The sequence below is a fragment of the bacterium genome (assembly GCA_030685015.1).
Classification (GTDB): Bacteria; CAIWAD01; CAIWAD01; order CAIWAD01; family CAIWAD01; genus CAIWAD01.
Map to the genome: position 1 here is coordinate 62,636 of JAUXWS010000028.1, position 25,993 is coordinate 88,628.

Annotated in this window: 14 protein-coding genes; 7 read left to right on the forward strand and 7 right to left on the reverse strand. The window is 63.5% G+C overall.

Annotated elements, in window-relative coordinates; all coding sequences use genetic code 11:
• Positions 1-8: 8 nt before the first annotated feature.
• The gene (secA, locus tag Q8O14_03305; GenBank protein MDP2359768.1) at positions 9-2,999 is read right to left on the reverse strand and encodes a preprotein translocase subunit SecA; all 2,991 of its coding nucleotides are present in this window, start codon (positions 2,997-2,999) and stop codon (positions 9-11) included.
• A gap of 242 nt (positions 3,000-3,241) precedes the next feature.
• Here secA and rocD point away from each other — a divergent pair, with 242 nt between their 5' ends.
• The 6 genes from rocD (at position 3,242) to Q8O14_03335 (ending at position 14,818) form a co-directional block, all read left to right on the forward strand.
• Entirely contained in the window at positions 3,242-4,474 is a 1,233-nt protein-coding gene (gene rocD, locus Q8O14_03310; GenBank protein MDP2359769.1) for an ornithine--oxo-acid transaminase, read from the forward strand.
• Positions 4,475-4,681: 207 nt separating this feature from the next.
• Complete coding sequence (locus Q8O14_03315) at positions 4,682-5,722, forward strand: hypothetical protein (GenBank protein MDP2359770.1); 1,041 nt, start codon at positions 4,682-4,684, stop codon at positions 5,720-5,722.
• 797 nt (positions 5,723-6,519) lie between these two features.
• Positions 6,520-7,587, forward strand: a complete 1,068-nt coding sequence (locus Q8O14_03320) for a sigma-54 dependent transcriptional regulator (protein ID MDP2359771.1) — start codon at positions 6,520-6,522, stop codon at positions 7,585-7,587.
• A 316-nt stretch (positions 7,588-7,903) separates the two neighbouring features.
• Positions 7,904-10,687 (forward strand): TonB-dependent receptor, encoded by a 2,784-nt coding sequence (locus tag Q8O14_03325; GenBank protein ID MDP2359772.1) that lies wholly within the window; start codon positions 7,904-7,906, stop codon positions 10,685-10,687.
• A gap of 20 nt (positions 10,688-10,707) precedes the next feature.
• Positions 10,708-13,776 carry a hypothetical protein gene (locus tag Q8O14_03330; protein ID MDP2359773.1) on the forward strand — a complete coding sequence of 1,023 codons (3,069 nt, stop codon included), beginning with the start codon at positions 10,708-10,710 and terminating at the stop codon, positions 13,774-13,776.
• A gap of 22 nt (positions 13,777-13,798) precedes the next feature.
• Positions 13,799-14,818, forward strand: coding sequence for a PorV/PorQ family protein (locus tag Q8O14_03335; GenBank protein MDP2359774.1), 1,020 nt, complete (start codon positions 13,799-13,801; stop codon positions 14,816-14,818).
• A gap of 93 nt (positions 14,819-14,911) precedes the next feature.
• Here the strand turns inward: Q8O14_03335 and Q8O14_03340 are convergent, their stop codons facing one another.
• The 3 genes from Q8O14_03340 to Q8O14_03350 form a co-directional block, all read right to left on the reverse strand.
• Complete coding sequence (locus tag Q8O14_03340; GenBank protein MDP2359775.1) at positions 14,912-17,578, reverse strand: T9SS type A sorting domain-containing protein; 2,667 nt, start codon at positions 17,576-17,578, stop codon at positions 14,912-14,914.
• Positions 17,579-17,739: 161 nt separating this feature from the next.
• Positions 17,740-18,582: a flagellin gene (locus tag Q8O14_03345; protein ID MDP2359776.1), complete on the reverse strand. Its 843-nt coding sequence runs from the start codon at positions 18,580-18,582 to the stop codon at positions 17,740-17,742.
• A 329-nt stretch (positions 18,583-18,911) separates the two neighbouring features.
• Positions 18,912-19,829 (reverse strand): T9SS type A sorting domain-containing protein, encoded by a 918-nt coding sequence (locus Q8O14_03350; protein ID MDP2359777.1) that lies wholly within the window; start codon positions 19,827-19,829, stop codon positions 18,912-18,914.
• A gap of 557 nt (positions 19,830-20,386) precedes the next feature.
• On the opposite strand from Q8O14_03350, the gene Q8O14_03355 reads away from it, so the two are divergent.
• Positions 20,387-20,836 carry a hypothetical protein gene (locus tag Q8O14_03355; GenBank protein ID MDP2359778.1) on the forward strand — a complete coding sequence of 150 codons (450 nt, stop codon included), beginning with the start codon at positions 20,387-20,389 and terminating at the stop codon, positions 20,834-20,836.
• A 166-nt stretch (positions 20,837-21,002) separates the two neighbouring features.
• On the opposite strand, the gene Q8O14_03360 is transcribed toward Q8O14_03355, so the two are convergent.
• The 3 genes from Q8O14_03360 to Q8O14_03370 all read right to left on the reverse strand — a co-directional run.
• Positions 21,003-22,184 (reverse strand): hypothetical protein, encoded by a 1,182-nt coding sequence (locus Q8O14_03360; protein MDP2359779.1) that lies wholly within the window; start codon positions 22,182-22,184, stop codon positions 21,003-21,005.
• A 79-nt stretch (positions 22,185-22,263) separates the two neighbouring features.
• Positions 22,264-24,951 carry a DEAD/DEAH box helicase family protein gene (locus tag Q8O14_03365; GenBank protein ID MDP2359780.1) on the reverse strand — a complete coding sequence of 896 codons (2,688 nt, stop codon included), beginning with the start codon at positions 24,949-24,951 and terminating at the stop codon, positions 22,264-22,266.
• Between the two features lie 132 nt (positions 24,952-25,083).
• The coding region (locus tag Q8O14_03370) for an ATP-binding protein (protein ID MDP2359781.1) at positions 25,084-25,993 on the reverse strand (910 nt) is incomplete at its 5' end.

A 25,993-nucleotide genomic window follows, 5' to 3' on the forward strand; every position in this document is an offset into this window, starting at 1 on the left:
ACGGGGCCTCATTCATCCTTGCCGTGGCATTGCTTGTACTTCTTCCCGCTGCCGCAGGGGCACGGGTCATTGCGCCCGATGCGTGGCCCCTCCCGCTTCACCGGCTCCTTCTTCACGCGGGCCGCCTCGCGCTCCTCGCGGGAGGTCGTTTTCGGCGCCATGGCGCCGCCGCTCTGCAGCAGTCCGGCCTCCTGGTGGTGGGCTTCGGCCCCCTCCACCCCGCGCCCGCGGAACTCGGTGTCCTCGGCCCGGATCTCCACGTTGGCCCGGGTGATGAGCTGCAGCGTGTCCTCGTAGGTGCCCAGGAGCATGTCGTTGAACATCTCCAGGCCCTGCTTCTTGTACTCCACCAGGGGGTTCTTCTGGGCGTAGGCCTGGAAGCCGATGCCCGCCTTCAGTTCGTCCATCTCGGCCAGATGCTGCTTCCAGCGGCGGTCGATGGCCGTGATCAGGGCGAAGCGCTCCAGGCGGGGCATCAACTCCTCGCCGATCAGCTCCCGCTTGCGCGCGTAGGTTTCCCGACCCATGCGGCACAGCGTCTCGCGCAGGCCGTCGAAGGTGGTCGAGGCCTGCTGCTCCTCCGTCACCTGCAAGTTGATGAGGAGGATGCGCAGCAGGTCCTGGCGCAGGGCCACCCAGCTCCAGTCGTCGGGCTGATGGACGGGCTGGCAGTGCTTGTCGAGGATGCTGTCCACCACGTCGTCGATCATCTCCTCCATGACGAGGGACTGGTCCTCACCCAGCAGGGCGCTGGACCGGCGGGCGTAAACCGTGTTGCGCTGCACGTTCATCACGTCGTCGTATTCGAGCAGGTGCTTGCGGATGGCGAAGTTCTGCTCCTCCACCCGTTTCTGCGCCTTGCTGATGGAGTTGGAGATCATCTTGTGGCTGATCACCTCCCCCTCCTGGATGCCCAGGCGGTCCATCACGCCGGCGATGCGGTCGCTGCCGAAGAGGCGCATCAGGTCGTCTTCCAGGCTCAGGTAGAAGACGGAGTCGCCGGGGTCGCCCTGGCGGCCGGCACGCCCGCGCAGCTGGAGATCGATGCGCCGGCTTTCATGGCGCTCGGTGCCAAGGATGAAGAGGCCGCCCGTCTTGTGGCCCGCCTCGTCGGTGCGGACCACGCCCTCGCCCAGCTTGATGTCCGTGCCGCGACCGGCCATGTTGGTGGCGATGGTGACGGCGCCCGCCTGCCCGGCGTTGGCGATGATCTCCGCCTCGCGCCGGTGCTGCTTGGCGTTGAGCACGTTGTGGGGGACTTTCGCCTTGCGCAGCAGGTCGGAGAGGATCTCCGACACCTCCACGCTGATCGTCCCCACCAGGACGGGCCGGCCCTCCTGATGCAGGGAGGTGATGCGCGCGACGATGGCCTGGTACTTCTCCCGCTTGGTGCGGTAGATGAGGTCGTCCTGGTCGTCGCGGATGATGGGCCGGTTGGTGGGGATCTCCACCACGTCCAGCTTGTAGATGGCCCAGAACTCGTTGGCCTCGGTGGCGGCCGTGCCCGTCATGCCGGCCAGCTTCTCATACATGCGGAAGTAGTTCTGGAGGGTGATCGAGGCGACGGTCTGGGTCTCGCGCTCGATGTTGACGTCCTCCTTGGCCTCCAGCGCCTGGTGCAGGCCGTCCGAGAAACGGCGGCCGTGCATGATGCGGCCCGTGAACTCGTCCACGATCTGGACTTTGCCGTCCTGCACCACGTACTCCACGTCCTTCTCGTAGAGCGTGTAGGCGCGCAGCAGCTGGCTGATGTTGTGGATGCGCTCGCTGCGGTCGCCGAAGACGCGGTTCAACTCATCCACGGCGCGCAGGCGCTCCTCCTCGCCCAGTCCGGGGTCTTCGTCGATCTTGACCAGCTCGGTGGAGAGGTCGGGGATGACGAACATCTCCTCGCCCTGGGAGGTGACCATGGCCAACTTGTGGCGGCCCTTCTCCTGCAGGTCGATGCTGTGGGCGCGCTCGTCGATGGAGAAGAGGAGCTCGTTGTCCAGCTCGTGCAGGCGCTTCTCGCGCATGTAATCGTTCTCCACCTGCGTGATCTTGCGCTTGACGCCCTCCTCCTTCACGATCTCGAGGAACTCGGGCAGCTTGGGTGCGCTGCGCTGGGCGAGCAGCAGGCGCAGCCCCGCCTCGTAGCGGTCCTCCTCCTTCTCGCTCTTCCACAGCCCGGTGGCCTCGCTGATCAGTCCGCGCGTCTGTCGCACCTGGTCGTCCACCAGGCGGCGCACCGGCTCCTTCAGCTCGACGAACTTGTGGGTGGATTTCTCCACCGGCCCGGCGATGATGAGCGGCGTGCGCGCCTCGTCGATGAGGACGGAGTCCACCTCGTCCACGATGGCGAAGTTGAAATCCCGCTGGACGCGGTCCTCCACGTGGAGGACCATGTTGTCGCGCAGGTAGTCGAAGCCCATCTCGTTGTTGGTGCCGTAGCAGATGTCGCACTGGTACATCTGCTTGCGCACCTCCGGGTGCTGGCCGTTGAGGATGACGCCCACGCTCAGCCCCAGCCAGCGGTAGATCAGTCCCATCCACTCGCTGTCGCGCTGGGCCAGGTAGTCGTTCACCGTCACCAGATGCGCCCCGCGCCCGGTCAGGGCGTTGAGGTAGAGGGGCATGGTGGCGACCAGGGTCTTGCCCTCGCCCGTGGCCATCTCCGAGATGCCGCCCCGGTGCAGGCTGATGGCGCCGATCAACTGCACGTCGTAGGGCACCATGTCCCAGGCGACTGTCTTGCCCGTCACCGTGTACTGGGTGCCCAGGCAGCGGCGGCAGGCCTCCTTGACCACGGCGTAGGTCTCATGCAGGAGGTCGTCCGTGCTCTCGCCCGCCTTGATGCGCTGGCGGAACTCGGCGGTCTTGCCCTTTACCTCCTCGTCGCTCAGCGCGGCCAGTCCGGCGAAGATCTCGTTGATGCGGTCCACATCCGTCTGGAACTTGGCCATGGTATGGGCGCGGCGATCGGTCTTGCCGCCAAAGATGTTCTTCAGGAATCCCAGCATGCAGCACTCTCATTATCTGGATCCGACCGGACGGCGGGGTGGACTGATCCACCCTGCCCTCATCTGGATCATGTCGCGCAGGCAACCGGCCAAAGTAGAGGAGGAGGCGGTCGATTCCAAGCCGCCGCGGTTCATCTCCATGATGGACGGGCCCCTTCCCGCCCGGAATGGCCTCATCGGCGGCCATTCTCCACGTTGGGCGCCGGTTGAACTTGTTTTCACAACCTGGAGGCATCCATCATATGGGCACGCTTGTGCACGGGAGCATTTCCTCCCAACTGGCCATGGACCTGGAGGAGCGCCACGGCGCCCACAACTACCACCCCCTGCCCGTGGTCCTGGCCAAGGGCGAGGGCGTCTTTCTGTGGGATCCGGAGGGTCGGCGCTACTTCGATTTCCTCTCCGCCTACAGCGCCGTCAACCAGGGGCACTGCCATCCCCGCATCGTGCAGGCCCTGATCGACCAGGCCCGCCTCCTGACGCTGACCAGCCGGGCCTTCTTCAACAACGTCCTGGGGGACTACGAACGCTTCGTCACGGACTATTTCGGCTACGGCATGGTCCTGCCCATGAACACAGGGGTGGAGGGGGACGAGACAGCCTGCAAGCTGGCCCGGAAATGGGGCTACATGAAGAAGGGGATCCCGGCGGACCAGGCGAGGATCATCGTCTGCGAGGGCAACTTCCACGGCCGCACCATGGCCATCATCAGCGCCAGCACGGATCCGGACTGCACCACCGGCTTCGGCCCCTTCATGCCGGGCTTCCTCAAGATCCCCTACAACGACCTGGCCGCCCTTGAGGCGGCGGCGGCGGATCCCACCGTCTGCGCCTTCCTGGTGGAGCCCATCCAGGGCGAGGCCGGCGTCTTTGTGCCCGACGAGGGCTACCTGAAGGGTGTGCGGGAGATCTGCACGAGCCACCAGGTGCTCTTCATCGCCGACGAGGTGCAAACCGGCATCGCCCGCACCGGGCGCCTACTCTGCTGCGACCATGAAGGCGTGCGGCCCGACCTCCTCATCCTGGGGAAGGCTCTGTCCGGCGGCATCCTGCCCGTCTCCGCCGTGCTGGCGGACGCCGAGATCATGCTCTGCATCCGGCCCGGCGAACACGGCTCCACCTTCGGCGGCAATCCCCTCGCCTGCAAGGTGGCCATGGCCGCCCTGGAGGTGGTGCGCGATGAGAAGCTGGCCGAGAACGCCGAGCGGCTGGGCCGCGTCTTCCGGCAGCGCCTGGCCGCCCTCGGCCACCCGATGGTGGGCACGGTGCGGGGCAAGGGTCTGCTCAACGCCGTGGTGGTGACGCCCCAGGGCGGCAAGACGGCCTGGGACATCTGCGTGGCCATGAAGGAGAGAGGCCTGCTGGCCAAGCCCACCCACCAACACATCATCCGCTTCGCCCCGCCCCTGGTCATCACGGAGGCGCAGATGGAGGAGGCCCTGGGCATCATCGCGGAGACCTTCAACCAGTTCTGATACCCCAGAGTTCGCTATCGCTATCGCTATCGAACTCATGATGCCAAGCGGCTGGCCCTTCACCGTGCCATGTGCCAGGGTTGTCCAGCCCGCGTGACACATGCGTCCCATGGCGCACTTTTTCCTTGCCTCCCGTCAGGCTCTGTACTAAGCTCCCCCCACGCGTCCCACCTGCCGGACAGCATGTTCAAACGCCGGGAGTGACTCATGCGCCTCAGCCTGCATCTGAGCGCCGTGACCGTGCTGGTCTCAGCCCTGGCCGGCCGCGCCGCTGTGTGGGAGGTGTCGGCCCACTGGCTGGACGACAATCGGCTGGTCCTCCAGGCGGGGGACGAGGGCCGCGTCACGGGCAGCCCCGACCATCCCCACGTCAATCTGGGCAACGTGGACTGGCAGGGCGGCACCTTGACCCTGGACGGGTGCCGCCTGGTCCCCGACGCCGGACGCACGCCCCCCGGCCTGCCCCTGGTGGTGCACGAGGGGCAGGTCCTCAACCTGATCGACAGCTGGATCGAGGGTGCCGAACAGGCCATCGTGCTGGCGGGGGGCGAGGCCAACCTCACCCAGGTGACGCTGGCCGCGACGGAGCAGAACATCCAGAGCACCCATCCCGCCTCGCGCCTGACGCTGCAGGATGTCAACATTTGCGTGGCGGAGACCGGCCTCGCCCTGGACAGCGTGGATACGGTGCTCATCCAGGGAACCTTGTTCCTCACCAACATCACGGCCCTGCGCATCGGTCAAGGCAGCCTGGTCCAGTTGGAGGACTGCCTCTTCCAGGGCAACGAGTGGGACATCCGGGTGGGCGCCGCCGCCCAGCCGCCGCTTCTGCTGGACGACGTGGATCTGGTGGACTGCCGCCATGCCCACGTGGAGAACGTCAGTCCCCTGGCCATGGACCTGGGCAACGCCCACCTCTCCCACCCGGAAAAGCTCATCGGTTTGTGGCAGCGCAACGGAGTGGATCCGGGAGCGCCGGCGCATCCCTTGAAGGCGGCACTTCCTCCTCTGATTGACGATGAAGATTTAGTGGATATTGTGTTACCAAATCGATCAAGTTGCGTTGGAACTCCTATTCCTTGTGTAATAAGCAAATATAGGATTTACGTTTCTTATCAGCCGTACAATGGATTTGTGAGCTTTTATGAATTTAACCCAGGGCATTCTGTTTCGCTAAGTGCAAATTACAGTGGAGGCGTTTTTTATAGAATTACGGCTAATATTGGATCATGGGGAATAGAGAGATGAAAAGTAACAACTTAAAAATCGAATTGTATAGGTCTGTAATTCTATACAAAAACGGCATGTATGATGATTGTATAAAGGAAATTGATACTGATATCGAAATTGTTACTGATGATAAAAGGTCGGAGTTGGTTTTCATCAAAGCTATGGCATTCTTTAAAAGTGGTAATATTGACTCTGCGATGCCAATACTAAGATCAATTATTGATTGCAAAAATACAAGTGATGAAATAAGAATTAAATCTTGTATGAATCTAATTACAGCGGCGTTATTCAAATATGACGTTGATTTTGCAAGAGAATGTAATGAGGAATATGGTATTTTATGCGCGGAAAGCTACTTACGACCAGAAGGCTGGTACGATCTATTAAAAGTAGAATTTTTGGAAACAAAGGATATAATTAATATTTATGAAAGAATTAGTTCCGAAAGAGAAAGAAAGCACTATCAAACAATTGCTGCAATTGTTTTGAATAAGCAAAATAGAGCCAATGATTTATTGACTTTCTACAATACATTGAAAGAGAATGGAGCCATAAGTGCGAATATTGTATCAATAGTTTTTGATCATTACAATAAGGCTGCTGACATTCCTAGAATGAAAGAAGTATTGAACGTGTCAGAGCGCCTTTTCACGAGCTCAAATCAATTAGTACTGCTTGACTACATGAGATTGTCGGTAATGATTCACTCCGGGAATTTAGATGACAGTTCTGTGGCAACTGCGAAGAGAATACTAGAGTCTATGCTGTCAGTAAGAATTTTCATGTCCGATATCTTGATTAAGACTTGCAGTGAGGTGATAAGACGTTCGGACATCCATAATCGCGTCCTCGTCCCCTCCCGCTTCGGCATCATCGGCATCACGCCCGTGATCAGCGCCCTGCGCGACCGCATCGAGCGCTTCGCCCGCTCCACCTCGCCCGTCTTCATCCAGGGGGAGAGCGGCACAGGCAAGGAACTGGTGGCCCAGGCCCTCCACGACGCCGGGGACCGCGCCGCCGCGCCCTTCATCCCCGTCAACTGCGCCGCCGTGCCCGAGAGCGTCTTCGAGAGCCAGCTCTTCGGCCATGTGGCGGGCGCCTTCACCGGCGCCGGCAAGGACCAGCCCGGCCTCATCGAGCTGGCGGGCGGCGGCACCCTCTTCCTTGACGAAGTGGGCGAGCTGCCGCTGGCCGTGCAGGCCAAGCTCCTGCGCTTCCTCGAGAACGGCGAGTTCCGCCGCCTGGGCAGCGACAAGATCCTGCGCAGCCGGGCCCGCATCCTGGCCGCCACCAATCGCGGCCTGGCGGGTGACCCCGCCTTCCGCGAGGACCTGCACCAGCGCCTGCGCCGGCTGGAGATCACAGTGCCGCCCCTGCGCGAGCGTCGCGAGGACATCCGCTATCTGGCCCGCCACCGCATCCGCCAGCTCAACCTGCAGGACGGCAGCGGCTGGAAGCAACTGGACGAGCCCGCCGAGCGCCTGCTCGAGACCCTCGATTATCCGGGCAATGTGCGCGAGTTGTTCAACCTGGTGGACCACGCCTGGCATGAGGCCGTGCAGCCGGTCGGCGTCGAGGAGGTGGAGCGGGCCCGCCGCCGCCTGGAGGCGGAGCGACTCGCCGCGCTTCAGCGAGCCGCGGGCGACAAGGGGCTGGCCGTCGACTTCCTGGCGGGGACTTCCTGGACCCTGGACTTCAGCAGTGGCCCGGCGCCGCTCAAGCGCATCCAGGAGCAGGCCGCCGTGCAGGCCATCCACCAGGCCCTGCAGCACTTCGACGGCGACGTGGACAAGGCCGCCGCCTATCTCGACATCTCGCGCCGCTCCATCTACCGCTACCTGGAACGCGAGCGGGGCGGCCCGGAGGAGATCGACGCCCCGTGAGCGCTCGCGGCGCCAACCCCGCGACGTCCTCTTGCCCTCTTCCCCACATGTCTAAGGCGCCGGTGTCAGGCAATGTGCCCGACACCAGCCGTGTTTTTTCCAGTCAAGCAAAGCTCGCAGTCGCTGCAAACCAATTAGCCCTTGACATGGCTCGTTGTCCGATGTAGTTTGCCCGAGCAACAAGGCAGCGGCCCGCGGCGGCTTTGGCTCGTCACACAAGGAATTGGTCCACAACCTGGGTTTCCATCGCCATCCGCATCGGCCGGATGGATTCCGCGCACATGCATCTCAATCCATGGATAAGGGGAGGTTCGGCATGAAACGATGCTTGACTGCAATCGGATGCTGGCTCCTTCTGCTTCCTGGCCTGGCGCTGGCCGGCACCACGGGCAGCTTGAAGGGCACGGTCAGCAGGGTGGGCGACGGCAACCCGGTGGTGGGAGCCAACGTCGTGCTTGAAGGAACGACGATGGGGGCGGCCACCGACATCAACGGCGTGTACTACATGGCCAACATCCCGGCGGGCACCTACGACCTGCGCATCACGGCGGTGGGGTACAAGGCGACCACGCTGACGGATCTCCGCATCAGCGCCGACCTGCTCAAGAGCCAGGACGTGGCGCTGGAGGAGACGATGATCCAGGGCGAGGAGGTGACCATCTTCGCCGAGCGTCCGCTCATCGAGCTGGACAAGACCTCCAGCGTGCAGATCACGGAGGCGGCCCAGCTGCAGCAGCTGCCCGTGCGGGGCTACAACGAGATCATCAAGATCCAGTCCGGCGTGCAGACCTATAATTACAACAGCAGCAACGCCGGCCGCTACTACAACGAGAACACCAACGGGCCGCGCATCTCCGTGCGTGGCTCGCGCGAGGACGAGGTGCTCTTCAACGTGGACGGCGTGATGCTCAACGATCCCTACTCGGGCTTCGTCACATTCCGCGTGCCCGACCTGGCCTGGGACGAGTTCGCCTTCCACAAGGGCAACTTCTCCGCGGAGTACGGCCGCTTCATGTCGGGCGTGGTGAACTGGACCACCAAGACGGGCGGCGAGCGCTACCAGGTGGGCGCCGAACTGACCAGCGACGCCATCAGCCCCGAGGACAACCGCTTCGACCAGACCAAGTACGGCGTCAGTCTGGGCGGGCCCATCGTGCCGGGCAACACGGCCTATCGCTTTTTCCTGGCCTATGAGCACGGCGACTACGGCGACCGCGGCCCCTCCTACGTCGACAAGGGCGCCAAGGAGATGAACGGCACCGTGTGGGACGCCGCCGCCCTCAAGCTGACCAACCGGCTGACGGACAAGATGCGCCTGGACCTGGGCCTGCTCTACAGCGACGAGGAGTGGAACGAGTACCGCCACGCCTACCTCTTCAACCTGGACCACATGCCCTGGTACCACGATGAGAACCTGTCCTTCTACGGGCGCTTCAACCACGCCGTGGCGGCGGACCTCAACTACACGCTGACCGCCAGCTACACGAAGATCAAGCGCTTCCGCGGGGACAACGTCTTCCGCGATGACATCATGGCCTACGGCACGAACAGCATGGCCACCTACGACCCCACCTCGCTCTTCTGGCAGCCGGGCCGCATGTTCCGCAACTTCATGAAGCGCCAGACGGAGTACGTGGGCCTGCGGGCGGACGTGCAGAAGCTGATCGGCTTCGACCACGACCTGCGCAGCGGCTTCGACGTGCAGCTCTACACCCTGCGCTACTATGAGCACGGTTTCCCCAACGCCGTGATCAGCGATGCCCCCTGGTTCGACCTGAACAACTTCGGCTACGACGAGCTGGGCAACGAGCATGATGGCCGCGGCTCCCTGACCACCGGCCCCGACTCGGGGGACGCCAACTACATCATGGCTCCGCCCCAGCCCGTGACCATGGGTTACTACGTGCAGGACAAGATCCGCCTCGACTACGGCATCCGCTTCGACCTGGGCCTGCGCTGGGACTACCTGGATCCCGACGCCCAGCGCTTCAAGAACCCGGCCGCCCCCCTGGGCGCCGACCAGGAGCTGGTCTTCGGCGACGACACGGAGGACGTGGAGGCCTTCCACATCTGGAGCCCGCGCCTGGGCGTCAGCTTCCCGGTGAGCGAGGTGACCACCTTCCACTTCAACTACGGGCGCTACACGCAATTCCCGTCCTTCTACTCCTACTACGTGGATTACTCCTACTTCGAGCGCATGTCGAAGTACGGCGGCTACCACACCATCCTGGGCAACCCCAACCTGGAGCCGACCAAGACCACCAGCTACGAGTTCGGCATCGACCACGGCATGGGGGATTACACGGCCCTGGCCTTCACGGCCTACTACAAGTCCATCCGCGACTACGCCAACGTGCTCAATCTGCCGGCCGTGCCATCCACCTACAGCACCTACTTCAACATGGACCGCGCCATCACCAAGGGCCTGGAGGTGGAGTTCCGGCTCAAGCCCTACAAGCGCTTCTCCGGGGCCGTCAACTACACCATCTCCTGGGCCAACGGCACCGGCTCCTCCAACAACGGCAACGACCGCGTGGCCTGGACGGGCAGCGACCCGCCCAAGTTCACCAACCCGCTGGTCTACGACCGCCGCCATCACCTCAGCGGCGTCATCCTCTACGAGTTCGCCGCCGGCGACGGTCCGCGCCTGATGGGCTGGCCCCTGCTCGAGCGCAGCACCTTCGGCTTCAACCTGGATGTCGCCTCCGGACGGCCCTACACCAAGAAGAAGGTCTACAACGAGATCACCCTGGGCGCCAACTTCCCGGAGAACGAGCGCGCGGTCAACGCCGCCAACATCGACTGGAGCTACCAGCTCGACTTCCGCTTCACCCGCACCTTCAAGACGGGTCCCGTCGACCTGGGAGTCTTCCTCAACGTGATCAACGTCCTGGACGCGGAGAACTTCGTCAGCGTGTGGGAGTCCTCGGGCGACGCCGGGACGACCTACTGGCTGGAGACGAGCGAGGGCCAGGCCTGGATGGCCGGCATGGCCGCCCAGGGCGTGGACGGCGAGGGCTTGTACCGGCTGCGCGAGGACGATCCCAACAACTGGAACGTGCCGCGCATGCTGCAAGTGGGCCTGACGGTCAACTACTAGGCTAAGCAAGGAGTCGATAGATGAAGCGAATCACGACGACCGGGGCCCTGTCCATCCTGCTGGCCTGCGTCTGCGCCCTTCCCGCGCACGCCGAGCGTCGGCAGGTGGTCGGCAAGGTCTCACCTGGAACGGACGTCACGTCGACGACGATCACGATCGACGCCAACCAGCTCGACATGTTCGTCACCAACGTGGGCGTCTTTGCCTATGACAAGTCCAACATCCGTGGCAAGTCGGATGGACTTTACTTCCCCAACAATTATCCCCTCTCCGACAAGTCGGTGATCTACGACGCCGGCCTCTGGCTGGGCGGCATCCGCGGCGCGGACACCCTCGTCACGGTGGCCGAGTATAGCCAGGAGTACGTGCCCGGACGGCTGGGCAGCAATCCCAGCGCCCCGGAGAACCGCGTCTACAAGGTCTACAAGAACCACTTGGCCAAGGTGGCCGACGGCTTCATGGTGCGCAATCCCGGCGACCACGAGGACATGATCCCGCTCTCGGCGGACGACTACACCCAATGGCCGGTGACGCAGGGCGCGCCTCTGGGCGGGGACGGCACCCCCTGGATCAACGAGCTGGGCGCCGACCAGATGACCTTCACCGTCTTCAACGACGGCGACGCCGCCGTGCACGGCAACGACGCCGGCGCCACGGCGCCCATCGGGATCGAGGTGCGGCAGACCACCTTCGCCTTCGACCGCAGCGACGCCCTGGGCAACGTCATCTTCATGAAATACGTGCTGATCTACGATCCGGCCGCCGCGGGCCAGCCCGCCCTGCCCCTGGAGGAGGCCTATGTCTCCCTCTGGAGCGACCCCGACCTGGGCAGCGCCGGCGACGACTACGTGGGCTGCGATCCGGAGATCGGCCTGGGCTTCTGCTACAACGCCAACAACCAGGACAAGGCCTACGGCAGCACCCCGCCCGCCACGGGCTTCGACTTCTTCCAGGGTCCGCGCAACAGCTACGGCATCGAGTGGCCGCCCAACTCGGGCGATGTGCCGGAGTTCCTGCCCATGACCTCCTTCAACAAGTACATCAACGGCACGGACCCCCACTCCTTCCTCGACAGCTACAACTACATGCGGGGACTCAACATCGACGGCACGCCACTGGCCAATGGCACCACCTTCCAATTGCCGGGCGACCCGGTGACGGGCACGGGTGAGATCGACACCGACCCCGCCGACCGCCGCTTCATGATGTCGGCCGGGCCCTTCCGGCTGATGCCGGGCGACACGGTGGAGGTGGTGGCCGCCGTGCTGGTGGCCCAGGGCACCAACCGCTTGAGTTCGATCACCTTCCTGCGCTTCGTGGACACCTTTGCCCAGTCCGCCTTCGAGGCGAACTTCGTGGTGCCGGCGCCGCCGGCCATTCCGGCCGTGACAGCCGCGGAACTGGACCGCAAAGTGACCCTCACCTGGGGCGGCGCCGCCGAGGCTGATCCCGGCGACTACCCCTTCCAGGGCTACAACGTCTACCAGGGGCGCACGGCGGCCGGTCCGTGGCAACGCATCGCCACCTACGACATCATCGACGGCATCGCCACCATCTTCGACGACGCCTTCGACCCGGCCACCGGCGAGATCTACAGCCAGCCGCTGCAGTTCGGCACGGATTCGGGCATCCTGCGCCACATCGAGATCACCAGCGACGCCTTCACCTGGGCGGGCAACCCGGGCCTGGTCAACAACCATCCCTACTACTTCGGCGTCAGCGCCTACAGCTACAATCCCGACGAGACGCCCAACAACCTGGAGTCCTCCAAGTCCGTGGTGATCGTCACGCCCAACCGCGGCGCCGGCGGCAGCGACTGGCGCACGGTGGCGGTGCCGGACACGGCCCAGCACGTGGCGGGCGGCTCCGACGGCCTCGTCCTGATCAACCCCATCAACGAGGCGCTCCTGCGCAACATGACCTACAACGTGGGCTTCTATGACACGACGCTGGTGGAGGTGGATCCCGCCAACGGCGACACGCTGGACCTCTGGACCGAGACCTGGTGGCGCATCTCCGACACGACGGCGGCGCGCGCCCGCGGACGCGCCCAGACCCTGGATCCAGAGGCGGGAGGCGTGGCCTATCCCGACTTCGAACTGCATCCCATCGGCTTCCCGGTGGTGGACGGCATGCTGGTGACGGTGCTGGGACCACCCCTGGTCGGCGCCGATTACCTGTGGACGGGGGAAGGGGGCGCGGCCCGCTGGCTGACCGGCGTCAACTGGGGCGGCGAGCTCCTCTTCGGCGGCTTGTCACTGGGCCTGCATTTCTTCGGCAGCACCCTGCAGCCGGCCGACTACCACACCGTGGAGGTGCGTCTGACACCCAACGTGGCGGACTGGTCCAACTGTGCCGTCTACCACCGGCCGGGCTATGCCATGCAAGGCATCGGCCAGTTCCCCGGCAGCGCCTGGGACATGGACGCCGATCCGCCCCGCCGCCTCAACATCTGCTTCGTGGAGAACGCGGCCATCGCGGACGGACTCTGGAACCCGGACGATTTCGAACTGGGCGGCCGCCATTACCTCTTTGTCATGAACAGCGACTACAACGGAGGGGTGGACTACGACGACGACGCCAACTGGGGTCCGGCGGCGGACGTGCAATGGGCCTGGTGGCCAGTCCTGCGCGGCAACGCCACCACCTTCGCCGAGATGCTGGTCTCCAACCCCGGTGCCTTCACCTTCATCCCCAACTATGTGAACTCGCCCGCCGACCAGTTCACGTTCACGACCACGGGCGTGGGCCGCTCCACGGGGACGGCGGCCCTGGCCGAGGTGCGGGCGGTGCCCAACCCCTACTACGGCCATAGCGCCTATGAGACCAAGTCCGACGTCAAGGTGGTCAAGTTCACCAACCTGCCGGATGTGGCGACGATCAAGTTGTTCAACATCGCCGGCGATCACGTGAAGACGCTCCAGAAGGCCGCCAACACCAGCCATGAGATCGCCTGGGACCTGAAGAACGAGTACGGCGTCTACGTCGCCAGCGGCGTCTACGTCTACTACGTGGAGGCCCCGGGACAGGGCGACAGCTTCGGCAAGCTGGCCGTCATGCTCGAGGAAGAGCGGCTCAAGGAGTATTGATCAAAGCGTGGGAGGATCTGCTATGCGAACGACCTGTTTTGGCGTCCTCGCGGGCGCTTTGATCGCCACCCTCGGCCATGCGGAGGTGACCGCCGTCGGCACGGCCGGCGCGCAGGAGCTGCGCATTCCGGTGGGGGCGCGCATGACGGCCTTGTCCGGGTCCAACATCGGCGATGTGGGCGGGGTCGAGGCCATTTTCTGGAACCCCGGCGGACTGGCCGCCATGACGAGCACCCAGGCCTCATTCGGCAACTTCAAGTACTGGGCCGACATGGACATGGTCCAGTTCTCGGCCGGGCACAACTTCGGGGAGAAGGGCGCCTTCGGCATCGCCGCGCGCGTGCTCAACGTAGGCGATCTCATCGTCACGACGGAGGACATGCCCCAGGGCACGGGCGAGGTGATCCAGCCCAAGTTCTCCATCGTCACCTTCGGCTGGGCCAAGCAGATGACGGATCGCGTCAGCCTGGGAACCAGCCTCAACCTGCTCTCCGAGAAGATCAAGGACATGAGCGCCAAGGGCTACGCCCTGGACTTCGGCGTCCAGGTGGTCACGCCCATGAAGGGCCTCAACTTCGGCGTGGTGCTGAAGAACTTTGGGCCGGACATGAGCTACGACGGCTACGGCGGGGAGCAGCGCGTCATCTATGACACGGACGAGCACGGCGCCGCCCACCGGGTGGGCAAGCCCATCTACCAGCCCTTCGAGCTGCCCTCCAGCTTCCAGTTCGGCGTCACCTACGCCGCGCTGGAGGACCCGCTCAACCGTCTGGCCTTCCACGGCACCTACCAGTCCAACCACCACAGCTCGGACGAGTACCGCTTCGGCGCCGAGTACTCCTTCCTCAACCAGCTCTTCGGGAGGGTGGGTTACGTGATGGCGGCCGACGTGGCCGACGACCAGGATTTCCTCTACACCTGGGCGGCGGGACTGGGCTTCATGCTGGACCTGGGCGAGAACAACATGTACATCGACTGGAGCTACAACCCCAACGACCACTTCGACGCCTCGCAGTGGTACACCATCCGCTTCGACTTCTAGACTGATTTCCCATCGATCGAAAGCCCCCGTCACCGGCCGGTGACGGGGGCTTTCGCCATCCGTGTTGTCAGGGATGCGCTCCGGAATGGGGGCTCATTTCAACAGCAGGATCCGGCGCATCTCCTGCTCGAGCGGCGTGCTCAATCGCAGGAGGTAGAGACCCGAGGCCAGGTCATCGCCCCGGATCACGCGCCGGTGATCTCCCGACGCCAAGCCGCCCAGCTCCAGCATCCGAACCCTCTGCCCGAGCAGATTGAACAATTCCAGGCGCAGGGAGGCCACCGGCCGTTCCAAGTGGAAACCCAAGGTCGTCACCGGGTTGAAGGGATTGGGCTGGAGGCCCGTGATCGACAGGGCGCGGGGCTGCGGCGAGGCCACAGGATTCGCCACTTCGCTGCCGATTTCCATGGTGAAGCGCATCAGATCCCCTTCCGCCGGTCCCGTCTCGCCGACGCGGCGCAGCCAGCATGCCCACAGCACGTCGGCGCCGGGAGCCCAGTTGGCGTCGTCGTCGTAGTCCACCCCACCGTTGTAGTCGCTCCCCATGATGAAGAGATACTCGCGCCCTCCCAGGGCGTCGTCGCGGGGATTCCAGACTCCGTCGGGAAGGTCGGCCTCGTTTTCGACGAAGCTGACATTCAAGCGGCGCGGGGCGTGTCCCTCCTGGAAGTGCCAGGCCTGGCCCGGGAAATGACCGATGCCGTTGAAGGCGTAACCGGGACGAAGGTAGGTGGCGGCCGCACTCCAATCGTCCTCGTCCTCCGAGAATTGGAGGGTGATGTCGTGATACAACTCGGGCGCAGCCTGCAGCATGGGCAGCGTGCTGCCGAAGAAACTGTGGCCGACGTCGACGCCACCACCGAAGAAGGCGCCGCCGAAGTTGCACCCGGCCAGCGGACTGGGGCCGCCATCCGCCGTCAGGTAGTCCACGCGCCAGATCTGGACCTCTGGTTGGTTCCAGGCATAGTCGAAGAATTGAAAGCGGGCCATGTTGCCCAAGATACCCAGCGTGCTTTCATGCTCGCCGCTCGTTTGCGACGAGATGCTGATCGGGCACGCAATGGAGGCGCCGGGCGGGATCGGATCCAGGCCGTTCTCCCAACTGACCTCGATGCCGTCGCCGGGGTGGAAACTCTCCAACATGGCCTGCGTCGTGCCAATGTTGCTGATGGTCAGATCTCCATGATAGCCCTGGGGAGGCAATATCCCCAGGTCGCCCACGGGATCCAGGGAGAGCCAGGGCCCATTGGCGCTGAGGTAGGCCTCGAGTATCAGGCGCCCGTACGAGAACAACTGAAGCGTCCCCGTCTGCATCTCCGGCGATGTCGCGGTGAAACTCAGCGGGTGCTCGGAGACGGCGTCGCCCGGCAGTGTGAAGGGCAGGCTGGTGAGCCATTGAAAGGACGGATGACTGACGGCGATGCTGTCCACCTCCCAGGTGCCCAGGTTCCCGTTGTGCAGCACTAGGGACTGGGTCCCGATCTGGCCGGTCTCGACATGGATGAAATGCAAGGGATCGGCGGTGAAGGGCATGTACTCCGCGTCCAATGGCCAGGGCGCCGTCTGTCGGAGGTCGGTCAGGCTGCTCAGTCGATCCAGGCCCTGCCCCACGGCGATTGCCGCATTCAGCTCCTGGCGCTGGCCCGGCGCGAAGGCCACGGGACCGCAGGCCAGCATCATGCGCTTGTCGGCAGGATTGGTGTCCAGCAAACCCGTGCCCGTCACGGGATCACCCGTGAAGTCGAAGGGTCCTGCCGGACGGGGAGCGCCGTCCATGGTCAAGCCCGCCATGGTGTAAAAGGACTCCCAGTGGTGGTGGGGATCGAGCCCGTTGATGTAGAACGAAAAAGAGGTGGCGGGGAGATTGCGCTCATCAGGATGCCAGGCGTTCCCATGCCAGGCCGAATCCCCCGGCGAGGGCTCGTACAGGCCGGCGCCGAGGACCAGGCCCAGCGCCGGTGGAGTATCGCCATAGCGCGAGTCGGCGTTGGTGGCGTTGTAGCAGTAGGCAAGGGATCGTTGTGGATCGCAGCCCACGAGATCGTCGCCGGCCCCGCCCAAGTCCGGATCCATCCACACGGCGGCGATGAACTGGCTGAAATCGTGTCCGCCCTGGTTGAGCATCTCCCAGCGCAGCCAGATCTCGCGTTCGTCGCCGGGCTCGGCCGAGCACCAGCTGGTCAACCGTACTTCTACGCCCAGGGGCTCGGTGCTGCCCGCGTCGTTGTAGTGGATGGCCGGATTGCCGTCGTTGAAGACGGTGAAGAGCATGTGCGTGGCCTCGGGCAGGTCGGCGATCCAAGGGTGCTGGCCATCGGCGGACAACGGCGCACCCTGGTCCGCCGGCCAGTCACTCCATGTGGCGGGGTCCTGCGTGACGCTGTAGACATGCCATTGGGACCCCGCGGGATTGCTTCCCCAGCCCCCGGGGGCGTACTCCGTGGAATACTCCGCCACGGTGACCAGCGTGTCGCCGTCCTCCCTGATCCCGGCCAGCCACAGGCCGGCGTCGTAGATGACCGTGCGGTCGTCGAAGGGCCAGTTGTTCGGGTAATACAAGCCATCCGACCGCCCCCGAAGATTGGATACGTCGTAGGCGAAGCGCCCCTCGTTGGGGATGAAGCAGGCCAGGGCATTGCCTTCGATCAGTATGCCCGTGTCGTAGTCGCGGCCGGCTGGAGGGTCGTGGCCGGCAGGCGGCGCTGCCAGGAGCAGGCGCACCGCGAGTGGCAGGGGCAGGATCAAGGTCAGGATCTTCATGGCACTTTCCGGAGCTTGTGTGTGCCAACAAGATACGGCTCCAATTGTCTGTCACCAGATGGAGCCGCGTGATGGGAGGGAACCGGCAGGGCCGGATGCGTGGGAGCCGGTCCGGCGTACCGGACCGGCTCCAGGAGCGAGTCGACGAATCCGACAGAAGATCAGAACAGGTTGAGGGCCAGCCGGGGGATCTGATTGGCCTGGGCCAGCATGGCCGTGCCGGACTGCATGAGGATCTGGGAGCGCACGAAGGCCGACATCTCCTCGGCCATGTCGGCGTCACGGATGGTGGATTCGCTGGCCACGGAATTCTCCCGCTGGACCTGCAGGTTCTGGACCGTGTATTGCAAACGCTCCACAAAGGCGCCCACCCGGGTGCGCTCCGTGTCCTTGGTGTTGATGGCGTCGTCCAGCAGGGTGATGGCACTTTGGGCCGCGGCCGTGTCCGTCAGGGCGGCGCTGTCCAGGCCCAGGGCGCTGGAGGTCAGCTCGGCCAGATTGAAACGCAAGGTGTCCACGTCGTCGGTGGTGTAGGTCCCCACCTGCAGTTGAATGGCCCCGCCGGAGCCGCCCGCCGCGTAGGTGCCGTCCAGCAGCGTCAGCCCGTTGTAGTTGGTCACCTGGGCCACGCGTGTGATCTCGCTCTTCAACTGCTGGAACTCCACGTCCAGGTAGCTGCGGTCCAGGCTGGTCAAGGTTCCGTTGGCCGCCTCCACGGACAAAGCCCTCATGCGGATCAGCTTGTCGTCCATGATCGCCATGGCGCCCTCCGCCGTGGCCAGCAGGTTGATTCCCTGGTTGGCGTTGCGTTCGGCCTCCACCATGCTGGCGATCTGGGCGCGGAACTTCTCCGAGACGGCGAGGCCGGCCGGATCGTCCCAGGCCTTGTTGATGCGCAGGCCGCTGGACAGCCGCTCCACGGCCTGGGACATGTCCAGGTTCGTGGTGGAAAGGGTTCGCTGAACCGCCAGCGAGGGAATGTTGTGGTTGATGCGCATAGCCATCGGAAACCTCGCGATGCTGATGGAACCGGGACCTTGCTTCAGCCCCGACCAGGACAGGGGCGGGGCCGGTCCACCTCATCGGCAAGAGTCAGGCACTTCTGAAGTTTGGAAGGTGCGAAGGGGGCGGACGACGGAGAGGGGGCCACCACCGCTGGTTGTCATCCGACCATGGGCCGGGGAGGGTTGTCGGGAACATCTTGTTTGAAAGGTGTGGGTGAGGCGCCGGTGCCCATGGTGCCTGTCCCAGGCACCAGCATCCGACCAAGGCAAACCCCGGCCGCTGGTCGCAGCCGGGGTCCTGCTTGCAGGATGCAAAAAGTCTGCTGTAACTATTTGACCAACAGCAATTTCCGTGTCTCATGCCAGAGCGCGGTCTGCAGCGTGTAGAAGTAGATGCCGGCGGGCAACCCAGACGCGTCATAGCTCACCCGATGGGCGCCGCGGGCGGCCAGGCCGTCGTGGAGGACCGCCACCTCGCGGCCGGCCAGATCATGGACGACGAGACGCAGACTACTTGTCTCGTCCAGTTCGAAGGGAATGACGGTCACCGGGTTGAAGGGGTTGGGCCATGCCTCGCCCAGGTGGAAGGAGGCGGCCGTCTCGCGGGCCTCCACCACCTGGCCGGGCTCGATCTCCAGCTGGGCGGAGAACATCACGCCGCCGGGGCCGCCCAGATCATTGGCCACCACATAGAGGTGGTTGAGTCCGGGCTGAAGCAGGTGGCCCACCGAGTGCGGACCGGTGACGTGCTGGCCTCCGAAGTTGCCGCCCGTGGTGCCCGGCACGGGGCTGCCGTTCAGGTAGACGCCTTCATTGCCGTTGCCGCCCAGCACGTTGTCCACCGAGAAGTAGAGGGTGAGGCTGGCTGAGGCGACAAGAGAAGTGGTGACAGTGAAGGGATGGCAGTAGAGCGCGCTGCCGCCCTCGCCCGCCCCGCCAAAGGAGGTGGAGAGGTAGCGGGCCACCGGGTCGGCAGGGAGGGAGGCGATCCAGGCGCCGTGATTCCCGATGATGAAACCGGGTGCCCCGGCCTGGGCGGCGGCGAAGTCGGCCGCGTTCAAGGGAGCCATGTAGGTGTTGGCCGGTCCCGGCAGGTGCGTGACCAGGGGATCCAGCGTCCCGATGGGCCCGTTGCCACTGCGCAGGGTGATGGATTCAAGGGCGGGCGCCGTGGCGGCCATCGCCAGGGTCAGGATGGTCAGTCCGACCAAGCGGTTGGCATGAACAAATCGAAGCAGTCCGTGCATGGAACACCTCCTCGTGCCGGCGGGCCGGCTTGAACAAACTGGTAGCGTGTCTTTCCACCGTTGATGCTGTTTTGCCGCCGTAGCGACAGGCGGAAAGAAGGGGTCGGCAAAGCTGAAGCACAACTCCTTTGGGACAATTGAATTTGTTTTTGAGTTCACATCATGAGGCTGCGCCGCGACATGTTCACCACATCACGGACCAAAGATTCATCACCAGGCATGGCGTCTACTCATTTACATTGGTCGAGTTGGGCAGCGACAGAACTGGATCCATTCAAGTTTTGCGCGATGTAGACCAAGCAATATTCATAGGATCTGACATTGGCGTTAGGTGTTTTATGCAACAGGAATTTTTGCAGGCCCAGCTTATTCACAAATCATGCCTGAGAGCTTCTCTAACTGATTAAAAACTCACTGTGTAGAACTGTCTTTGATGGCAAGGTGTTTGGTAGTTCTCTTGCGAGTCTGTGGCCACCGTGGGAAGGGCTTGTAACTACGACTTTTAGTTCTGACATTTTCGCTGCGTCAAGAGTGTTTTTATCTGAAAGGAGTTAGACATGACAATCAAAGAAGCCAAGGATCAGCTCTTCACCGCCTGCCACGTCATCCTTGATAACGTTGAGGCCTTCCATCTCGAGGATGTTGAAGGCGTCACCTTCAAGAAGGGTGGTGACACAGTTACCTACAACAAGAAGGAAGCCATTGCTTTCTGGCGACTGGCCGCTTTCATGGACCAGGACTGGAAGGCCACGGCCAAGCTCAAGGGCAAGACCAAGGACGGCAAGGAGCGCAGCTGGCGCAAGCCCCGCGCCACCCTGAAGGCGACCGCTGCCCGCGGCCAGGGGCGCAAGCCCTGGTCCAGCGAGTCCAAGGCCAAGATGGCGCTGGTGCGTCGCATGGTGGAAGGCGAGGTGAGCCTGAACCAGACCGTCGAGCGCCTCTATGGCCGCGGCAAGGATTTCACCTGGTTCGTGGCCAACTACGACGCCATCAAGGGTGGCAAGTAGCCGTCGCGAACTGACAGCCAACGCTGCAAGGGCGCCCCGCGGGCGCCCTTCGTTTGTGCAGGGGGCAGGACACCTTGGGTGGGCACCCAATCTTGACATCCTCCCTCACTGGCGGGAACAGGACTTGCGGAAGCGGAGCCGGATCATGGCCGGTCCTGTCTGCCCCTCATGCCTCCAAGCGTCGGATCGCTGCCGCAATCGGTCCATGGGCGTGCAGGATCAACCACAGCATCGCTTCGCGCAGCTCCTCGCGCAGAGAGTCGGGCAGCGATTTGTCGTAGTCCTGGAGGCGGATAAGACCGAAGCCCTGTTCCCACTCCTGGAACCCAAAGGAGTCTTCGCTTGAGGATAGGCCGCGCAAGTCGTCCATCAATCTTTGGATGACGCTCTCCGCCATGCCGATCTGCTTCAAGTACCAATAATCAAGTTGGAAGCTCACCAGACACTTGTTGCGATTGCCCGCGTTGCCTGGTTGGTCATTGAAGAGCCAGAGTCGGTAGCAGAACTGCCAGTTGGCCCACGGAGCCGTCTCGTGCCAGAGCATGAAGTAGCGCCAGCGGTAATCCGTGCCAGCCCAGCGGCTGCTGCGCGCCGGGCGCATGGCCGCGCTCAACCGGGGATCGGCGAACAGTTCATCGCGCAGACGCAGACAGAAGCGGGTCACTTCGTCGTCGTCGCGGCCCTGGCGGGTTTGCGGCTCGCCTCGTGAAGGCACGGCGCCCACGTCCGTCGGCTTCACAAGCAATTCCTCGATTCCCTCGACTGGCAGCAGCGTGCTGGACTGCAAATAGAAGTGCCCCGTGTCCTCGTCGTGGAAGGGTGTGATTTCCATGCACTTGATCTTGAGGCCGTGCCTTTCGGTCAGCCATTCAACTGCGGTGACGGCCTCCCGGGCGAAGCGATGCGAAGCCAGAATGATGCGCTGGCGGGTGTTGATGCGCCCGGGTTCCAGGGGAGCCACGTGGTCCAGGATGTTCTGGCGCGCCCATTCTGTGCGTTCCTCGGGCGAAGCCGTGCCAAGATCCGGCTGGTTGCGTGCCAGGTAGAGCGCGTACTGTGCAACGATCTGCTCGAAGTCGAACTTGGCCCAGTATGAGGCGTACTTGATGGCTTGCCATTGGACGTCGGCGCCACTGTCGTCGCGCTTCAGCTCGATCACCACCACGTCTCCGGAGCGATCGAGGGCGATCAGGTCCGGGCGCTCGTTGGTGCCCTGAAAGCAGGCTTGTTCCTTGGCCACCATGAGCAGGCCCGGCTCCAGCACGGCGGGCGTCTTGCAGATCCACTCCTGGATGTCGAACCGCTCACGAAAGCCGTGCGCGCCGAAGTCGATTTCCTTGATCTTCACCAAGCCTGCTGCCTTCAGATCAATTCAATAGAGCGATTTGGTCATGACGTTGCTCCTGTGGGCCTAGCAAGCGGAGATGTCAGCAAGGCTGGAACCTCGTTGCCAACCCAGCCAGCGACATCTGCTCCTGGATCTGGTCGTGGGGGATCAGCAGGTAGCGCCAGGGCTTCCCACCGTTTTCCAGGGCATGTCGCGTGGCGTGCTGGCACCAAGTGACCGCCGCCTTGGCCTTGGCCAGCACCACGGGATCGTCCATTTCCGTGGCGCGCTTGGGCTCGCAAAGGAACTTCTCGATGGCGGTCTCCACGATGAAATCCGGCTCGTAGGTCGAATCCTTGTGGTAGAAGATCGAAAGGGAACCCTTGCCGGGACGCACCCACTTCAGCACCTGGCTGTCGTTCTCCAGCAGCACGGCAAAGCGCCGCTCGGGATCCGAATCGAACTTCACGGCGGGATAGAGGGACTTGGAGAAGCCCCCGAAGGCCATCGAGCCGATGCGGCTGCGCAAGCCTTCCGGGATGGGCGCGCGGAAGTCGCGCAGCTCCTCGTCGGCCGCAGTCGTGAAGGTGTTGGAACGCAGCGCCTGAAAGCCCCGTGTCACCGTGGCCACGTAGTCGCCGGTGGGCTCGACGAAGTGGTCCTGCATCTGGGCATGGATCAGCTGGACCAGATTCCGCTGGTGGTATTGCAGCACGTTCACCACGTCGTCTTCCGTGGCCAGGTAGCTGCGCAAGTGGGCCACCACTTGTCCCGCGAGCTGGTAGAGCAGGCCCGCCTGTTCCTCGTAACAGATGTCGTCATAGTCCACCAAGCCGCGCACCAGATAGTCCTCTGGCCGAGTTTCCGGCACGATGCCGCTGCCGTCCTGCAGCTTGTATTGCTGGTGGTCGTGCAGATGCCGGATCAGGATGTCCTGGGAAACCGGCTGCAGGCGGATGTTGCGCGTGTCCAAATCGAAGTCGGCGTACTGGCACTTCACTTCATCCCTGGGCACCACCACGATGCGCGGCACATCGATGGACAGGGTCTGATAGAGGACCGTGGTCTCGCGCACCACCTTGCCCACGTCCACGGTCACGGTGATGCCTTCCAGCGTGCCTTGCGCTGGACGCACCGCCTCCTGGACCTTCTGCGCGATCTCGTGCTGGATGGCCGGCTCCAGCAGCTGGTCACTGCCTTTCAAGCGCTCGTACTGCTTGATGACCTGGTAGGTGGCCTTGGCGACGGCCTGTTCCTCTGGTTTGTCGAACAAGCGCGGTTGCACCACTGCGGGTTGGCCAGGTTGGGCTGCCGGACGCGTGGCCAGGAGTTGGCCGGACAACACCTGTTCGAAGGTGCTGGGCACCTCGTGAACCTTGCGCCCGACCTCGGGAATGTCCCGGCCGATCACCACCCCGCAGCGGATGATGGAATCGGGGTCATTGGCGTGGTCGACGATCTCCTGGAATTTGTCGTGGGACACGATGGTCAGGCGATCCACGGCGGGAACGCCCACGCGGTTGCCAAAGGGAAGGCGCAGTCCGCGTCCAATGGACTGCTCCACCAATGTCCGCGAATTGGCGGCGCGCAGAGGCACGATGGTGAAGAGGTTGGTGACGTCCCAGCCTTCCTTCAGCATGTTGACGTGGATGACGATCTCCACTGGGTTGTCCACGTGCTCCACCGTGAGCAGCTGCTGGACCACCTCGTCCTTTTCCTCCCCGCGCAGTGCGGAGTGGACCTGGATCACCTTGCCTTTGTAGCGCCCTTCGAAGAAGTCGTCGCCTTCGATGACCTGCTGCAAGGCCGCGGCATGGGTTGTGTTCTGGGCCACCACCAGCAGGAAGGGTTTGACGTAGTGTTTGTCGTGGTTGCGCGCATACACCTCCAGGTCCACCTTGGTGTTCTCGTGGATGCGCACGCCGTCTTCCAGCTTGACCTTTTCCAGACCTTCTTGTGTGTAGGCGTCGGGATCGAAGTTCTCCCGCGTGGCCACGGCCGGTTCTTTGACGAAGCCGTCTGTCATGGCCGCCGACAGGGGATAGCTGTAGATCACGTTGCGGAAGGGAACCGATCGCGTGCCTTGCTCCACCTGCGGCGTCGCCGTCAGCTCCAGCCCCAGGATGGGCTTCAGTTCGTTGATGGCGCGCACCCCAGCGCTGGCCCGGTAGCGGTGGCTTTCGTCCATCAACATCACCAGATCTTCCCGCTCCGCCAGATAGTCGAAGTAGCTCTGGCCGATGTATTCGCTCAGGCGCTTGATGCGCGGCGCGCTGCCGCCCCGCACTTCGCTGTTGATCTTGCTGATGTTGAAGATGTTGATGTGCACGCCATCGTCGAACAGGCTGCCGCGCACGGCTCCGGCGCTTTCGTAGGTGTCGCCGGTGATGACCACGGGCGGCTGCGTGCCGAACTCCCCGATGCCCTTGAAGACGTACTTGGGCGTGTTGGGCGTGAAGTCGGCGATCAGCTTGGAATAGATGGTCAGGTTGGGCGCCAGCACGAAGAAGTTCTTGATGCCCTCCGCCTGGAACAGGTAGGCGATGAAGGCGCCCATCAGCCGCGTCTTGCCCACGCCGGTGGCCAGGGCGAAACACAGGGACGGGAACTCGCGCTCGAAGTCCTCCACCGACGGAAACTCGCTGCGGATGGCGGCCAGTGCCGGCATGGGATCCGCGCCTTTGGCCAGGGTGGCGATCTCGCAGACACGGGCCAGGATTTCCAGCGACTGCCGCTGGGGAGGCCGCAGGCTGAGCCGGTTGCTGATGGCGTTGACGTGTCGGTTCATAGACTTCCCAGAGATTGCTGGTTGAATTCAGATGGTAGCCACGCTATATGTGTGCACTTACAGTATGGGTTGGGTCCTTCCTTGGGTTCATAGACGTTCATAGCAGGTCATAGATCCGTCCATAGGAAGCCATTATGGCTGGGGTGATTGGTACCAGGTCCAGCGTCGTGTCCCATGCTTGACCAATCTGTTTTCTCCGACAAGGCGTCCAAGCAATTGCGTGGCTTGACGTTCCGAGATGCCGCACAGTTCGACCACATTTGACCTTGTGATGCGCTGATGCGCCTGGACAAACTGCAAGACGGCCGCCTCCTGGCGGATGGGATCAAGACCATGGACCCGGACATAGGCCTCAGGCTGGCCAACCGCGTCATAGAACCTGGCCGCCAGGTGATAGACACGGCCACGGTGTTCACCCCTCGCCTCCACCAGGCCTTCCTCGACCAGGCGCTCCAGCAGCGCGCGCGCATCTTGCTGGGAGCGCTGGATATCCCGTGCCGCCTGTTCCGTCGTCATGCGTCGTTCGTGGAAGAGCTGGTTCAGGACAATCATCAGGTCGACTGTCATGGGTCCCAGGCGTCGCTCGCGTTCGAACACAAAGGCGGCAAACTCCAGGGATTCCGCGCCTCCCCGCAGGGTCAGCCGCACGCCGGTGGCATCCGAGCGGGAGTAATCGGGAATGGGGCGGCCATAGCGCAGCTGCCCCAGATAGACCTTGTCCACGCCACGTCCAGTCTGCTCCACCAGCCCGATGCGCTTCGCTGCGGCGTAGAGGCGCGCATTGCGCGGCAGGGGCTCGTGCACCAGCAGATTCGTGGGGGTGACCCCTTCCGGAAAGCCGCCGGGGCTGGTCAGCTCCAGACGATCAGGATGCCATTGCAGATGCACCGTTCCCATGCGGCGGTAATCACGATGGAACAGCGCGTTCAGCAGGGCTTCGCGAAAGGCGCTGAGCGCATAGTCAGGCACCGGCAGGCGGATCATGCCAACCTGCACCTCGCGCTCTTGGGTGCGTGCGTCAAAGCGGGCCTGGAAGGCTTCC

What these genes read in the sequence shown, in the direction of transcription:
- Q8O14_03330 (MDP2359773.1), top strand. Translation starts at nt 10,708, where the DNA reads ATGAAGCGAATCACGACGACCGGGGCCCTGTCCATCCTGCTGGCCTGC.
- Q8O14_03350 (MDP2359777.1), bottom strand. Translation starts at nt 19,829, where the DNA reads ATGCACGGACTGCTTCGATTTGTTCATGCCAACCGCTTGGTCGGACTG.
- secA (MDP2359768.1), bottom strand. Translation starts at nt 2,999, where the DNA reads ATGCTGGGATTCCTGAAGAACATCTTTGGCGGCAAGACCGATCGCCGC.
- Q8O14_03345 (MDP2359776.1), bottom strand. Translation starts at nt 18,582, where the DNA reads ATGGCTATGCGCATCAACCACAACATTCCCTCGCTGGCGGTTCAGCGA.
- rocD (MDP2359769.1), top strand. Translation starts at nt 3,242, where the DNA reads ATGGGCACGCTTGTGCACGGGAGCATTTCCTCCCAACTGGCCATGGAC.
- Q8O14_03365 (MDP2359780.1), bottom strand. Translation starts at nt 24,951, where the DNA reads ATGAACCGACACGTCAACGCCATCAGCAACCGGCTCAGCCTGCGGCCT.
- Q8O14_03355 (MDP2359778.1), top strand. Translation starts at nt 20,387, where the DNA reads ATGACAATCAAAGAAGCCAAGGATCAGCTCTTCACCGCCTGCCACGTC.
- Q8O14_03325 (MDP2359772.1), top strand. Translation starts at nt 7,904, where the DNA reads ATGAAACGATGCTTGACTGCAATCGGATGCTGGCTCCTTCTGCTTCCT.
- Q8O14_03315 (MDP2359770.1), top strand. Translation starts at nt 4,682, where the DNA reads ATGCGCCTCAGCCTGCATCTGAGCGCCGTGACCGTGCTGGTCTCAGCC.
- Q8O14_03335 (MDP2359774.1), top strand. Translation starts at nt 13,799, where the DNA reads ATGCGAACGACCTGTTTTGGCGTCCTCGCGGGCGCTTTGATCGCCACC.
- Q8O14_03340 (MDP2359775.1), bottom strand. Translation starts at nt 17,578, where the DNA reads ATGAAGATCCTGACCTTGATCCTGCCCCTGCCACTCGCGGTGCGCCTG.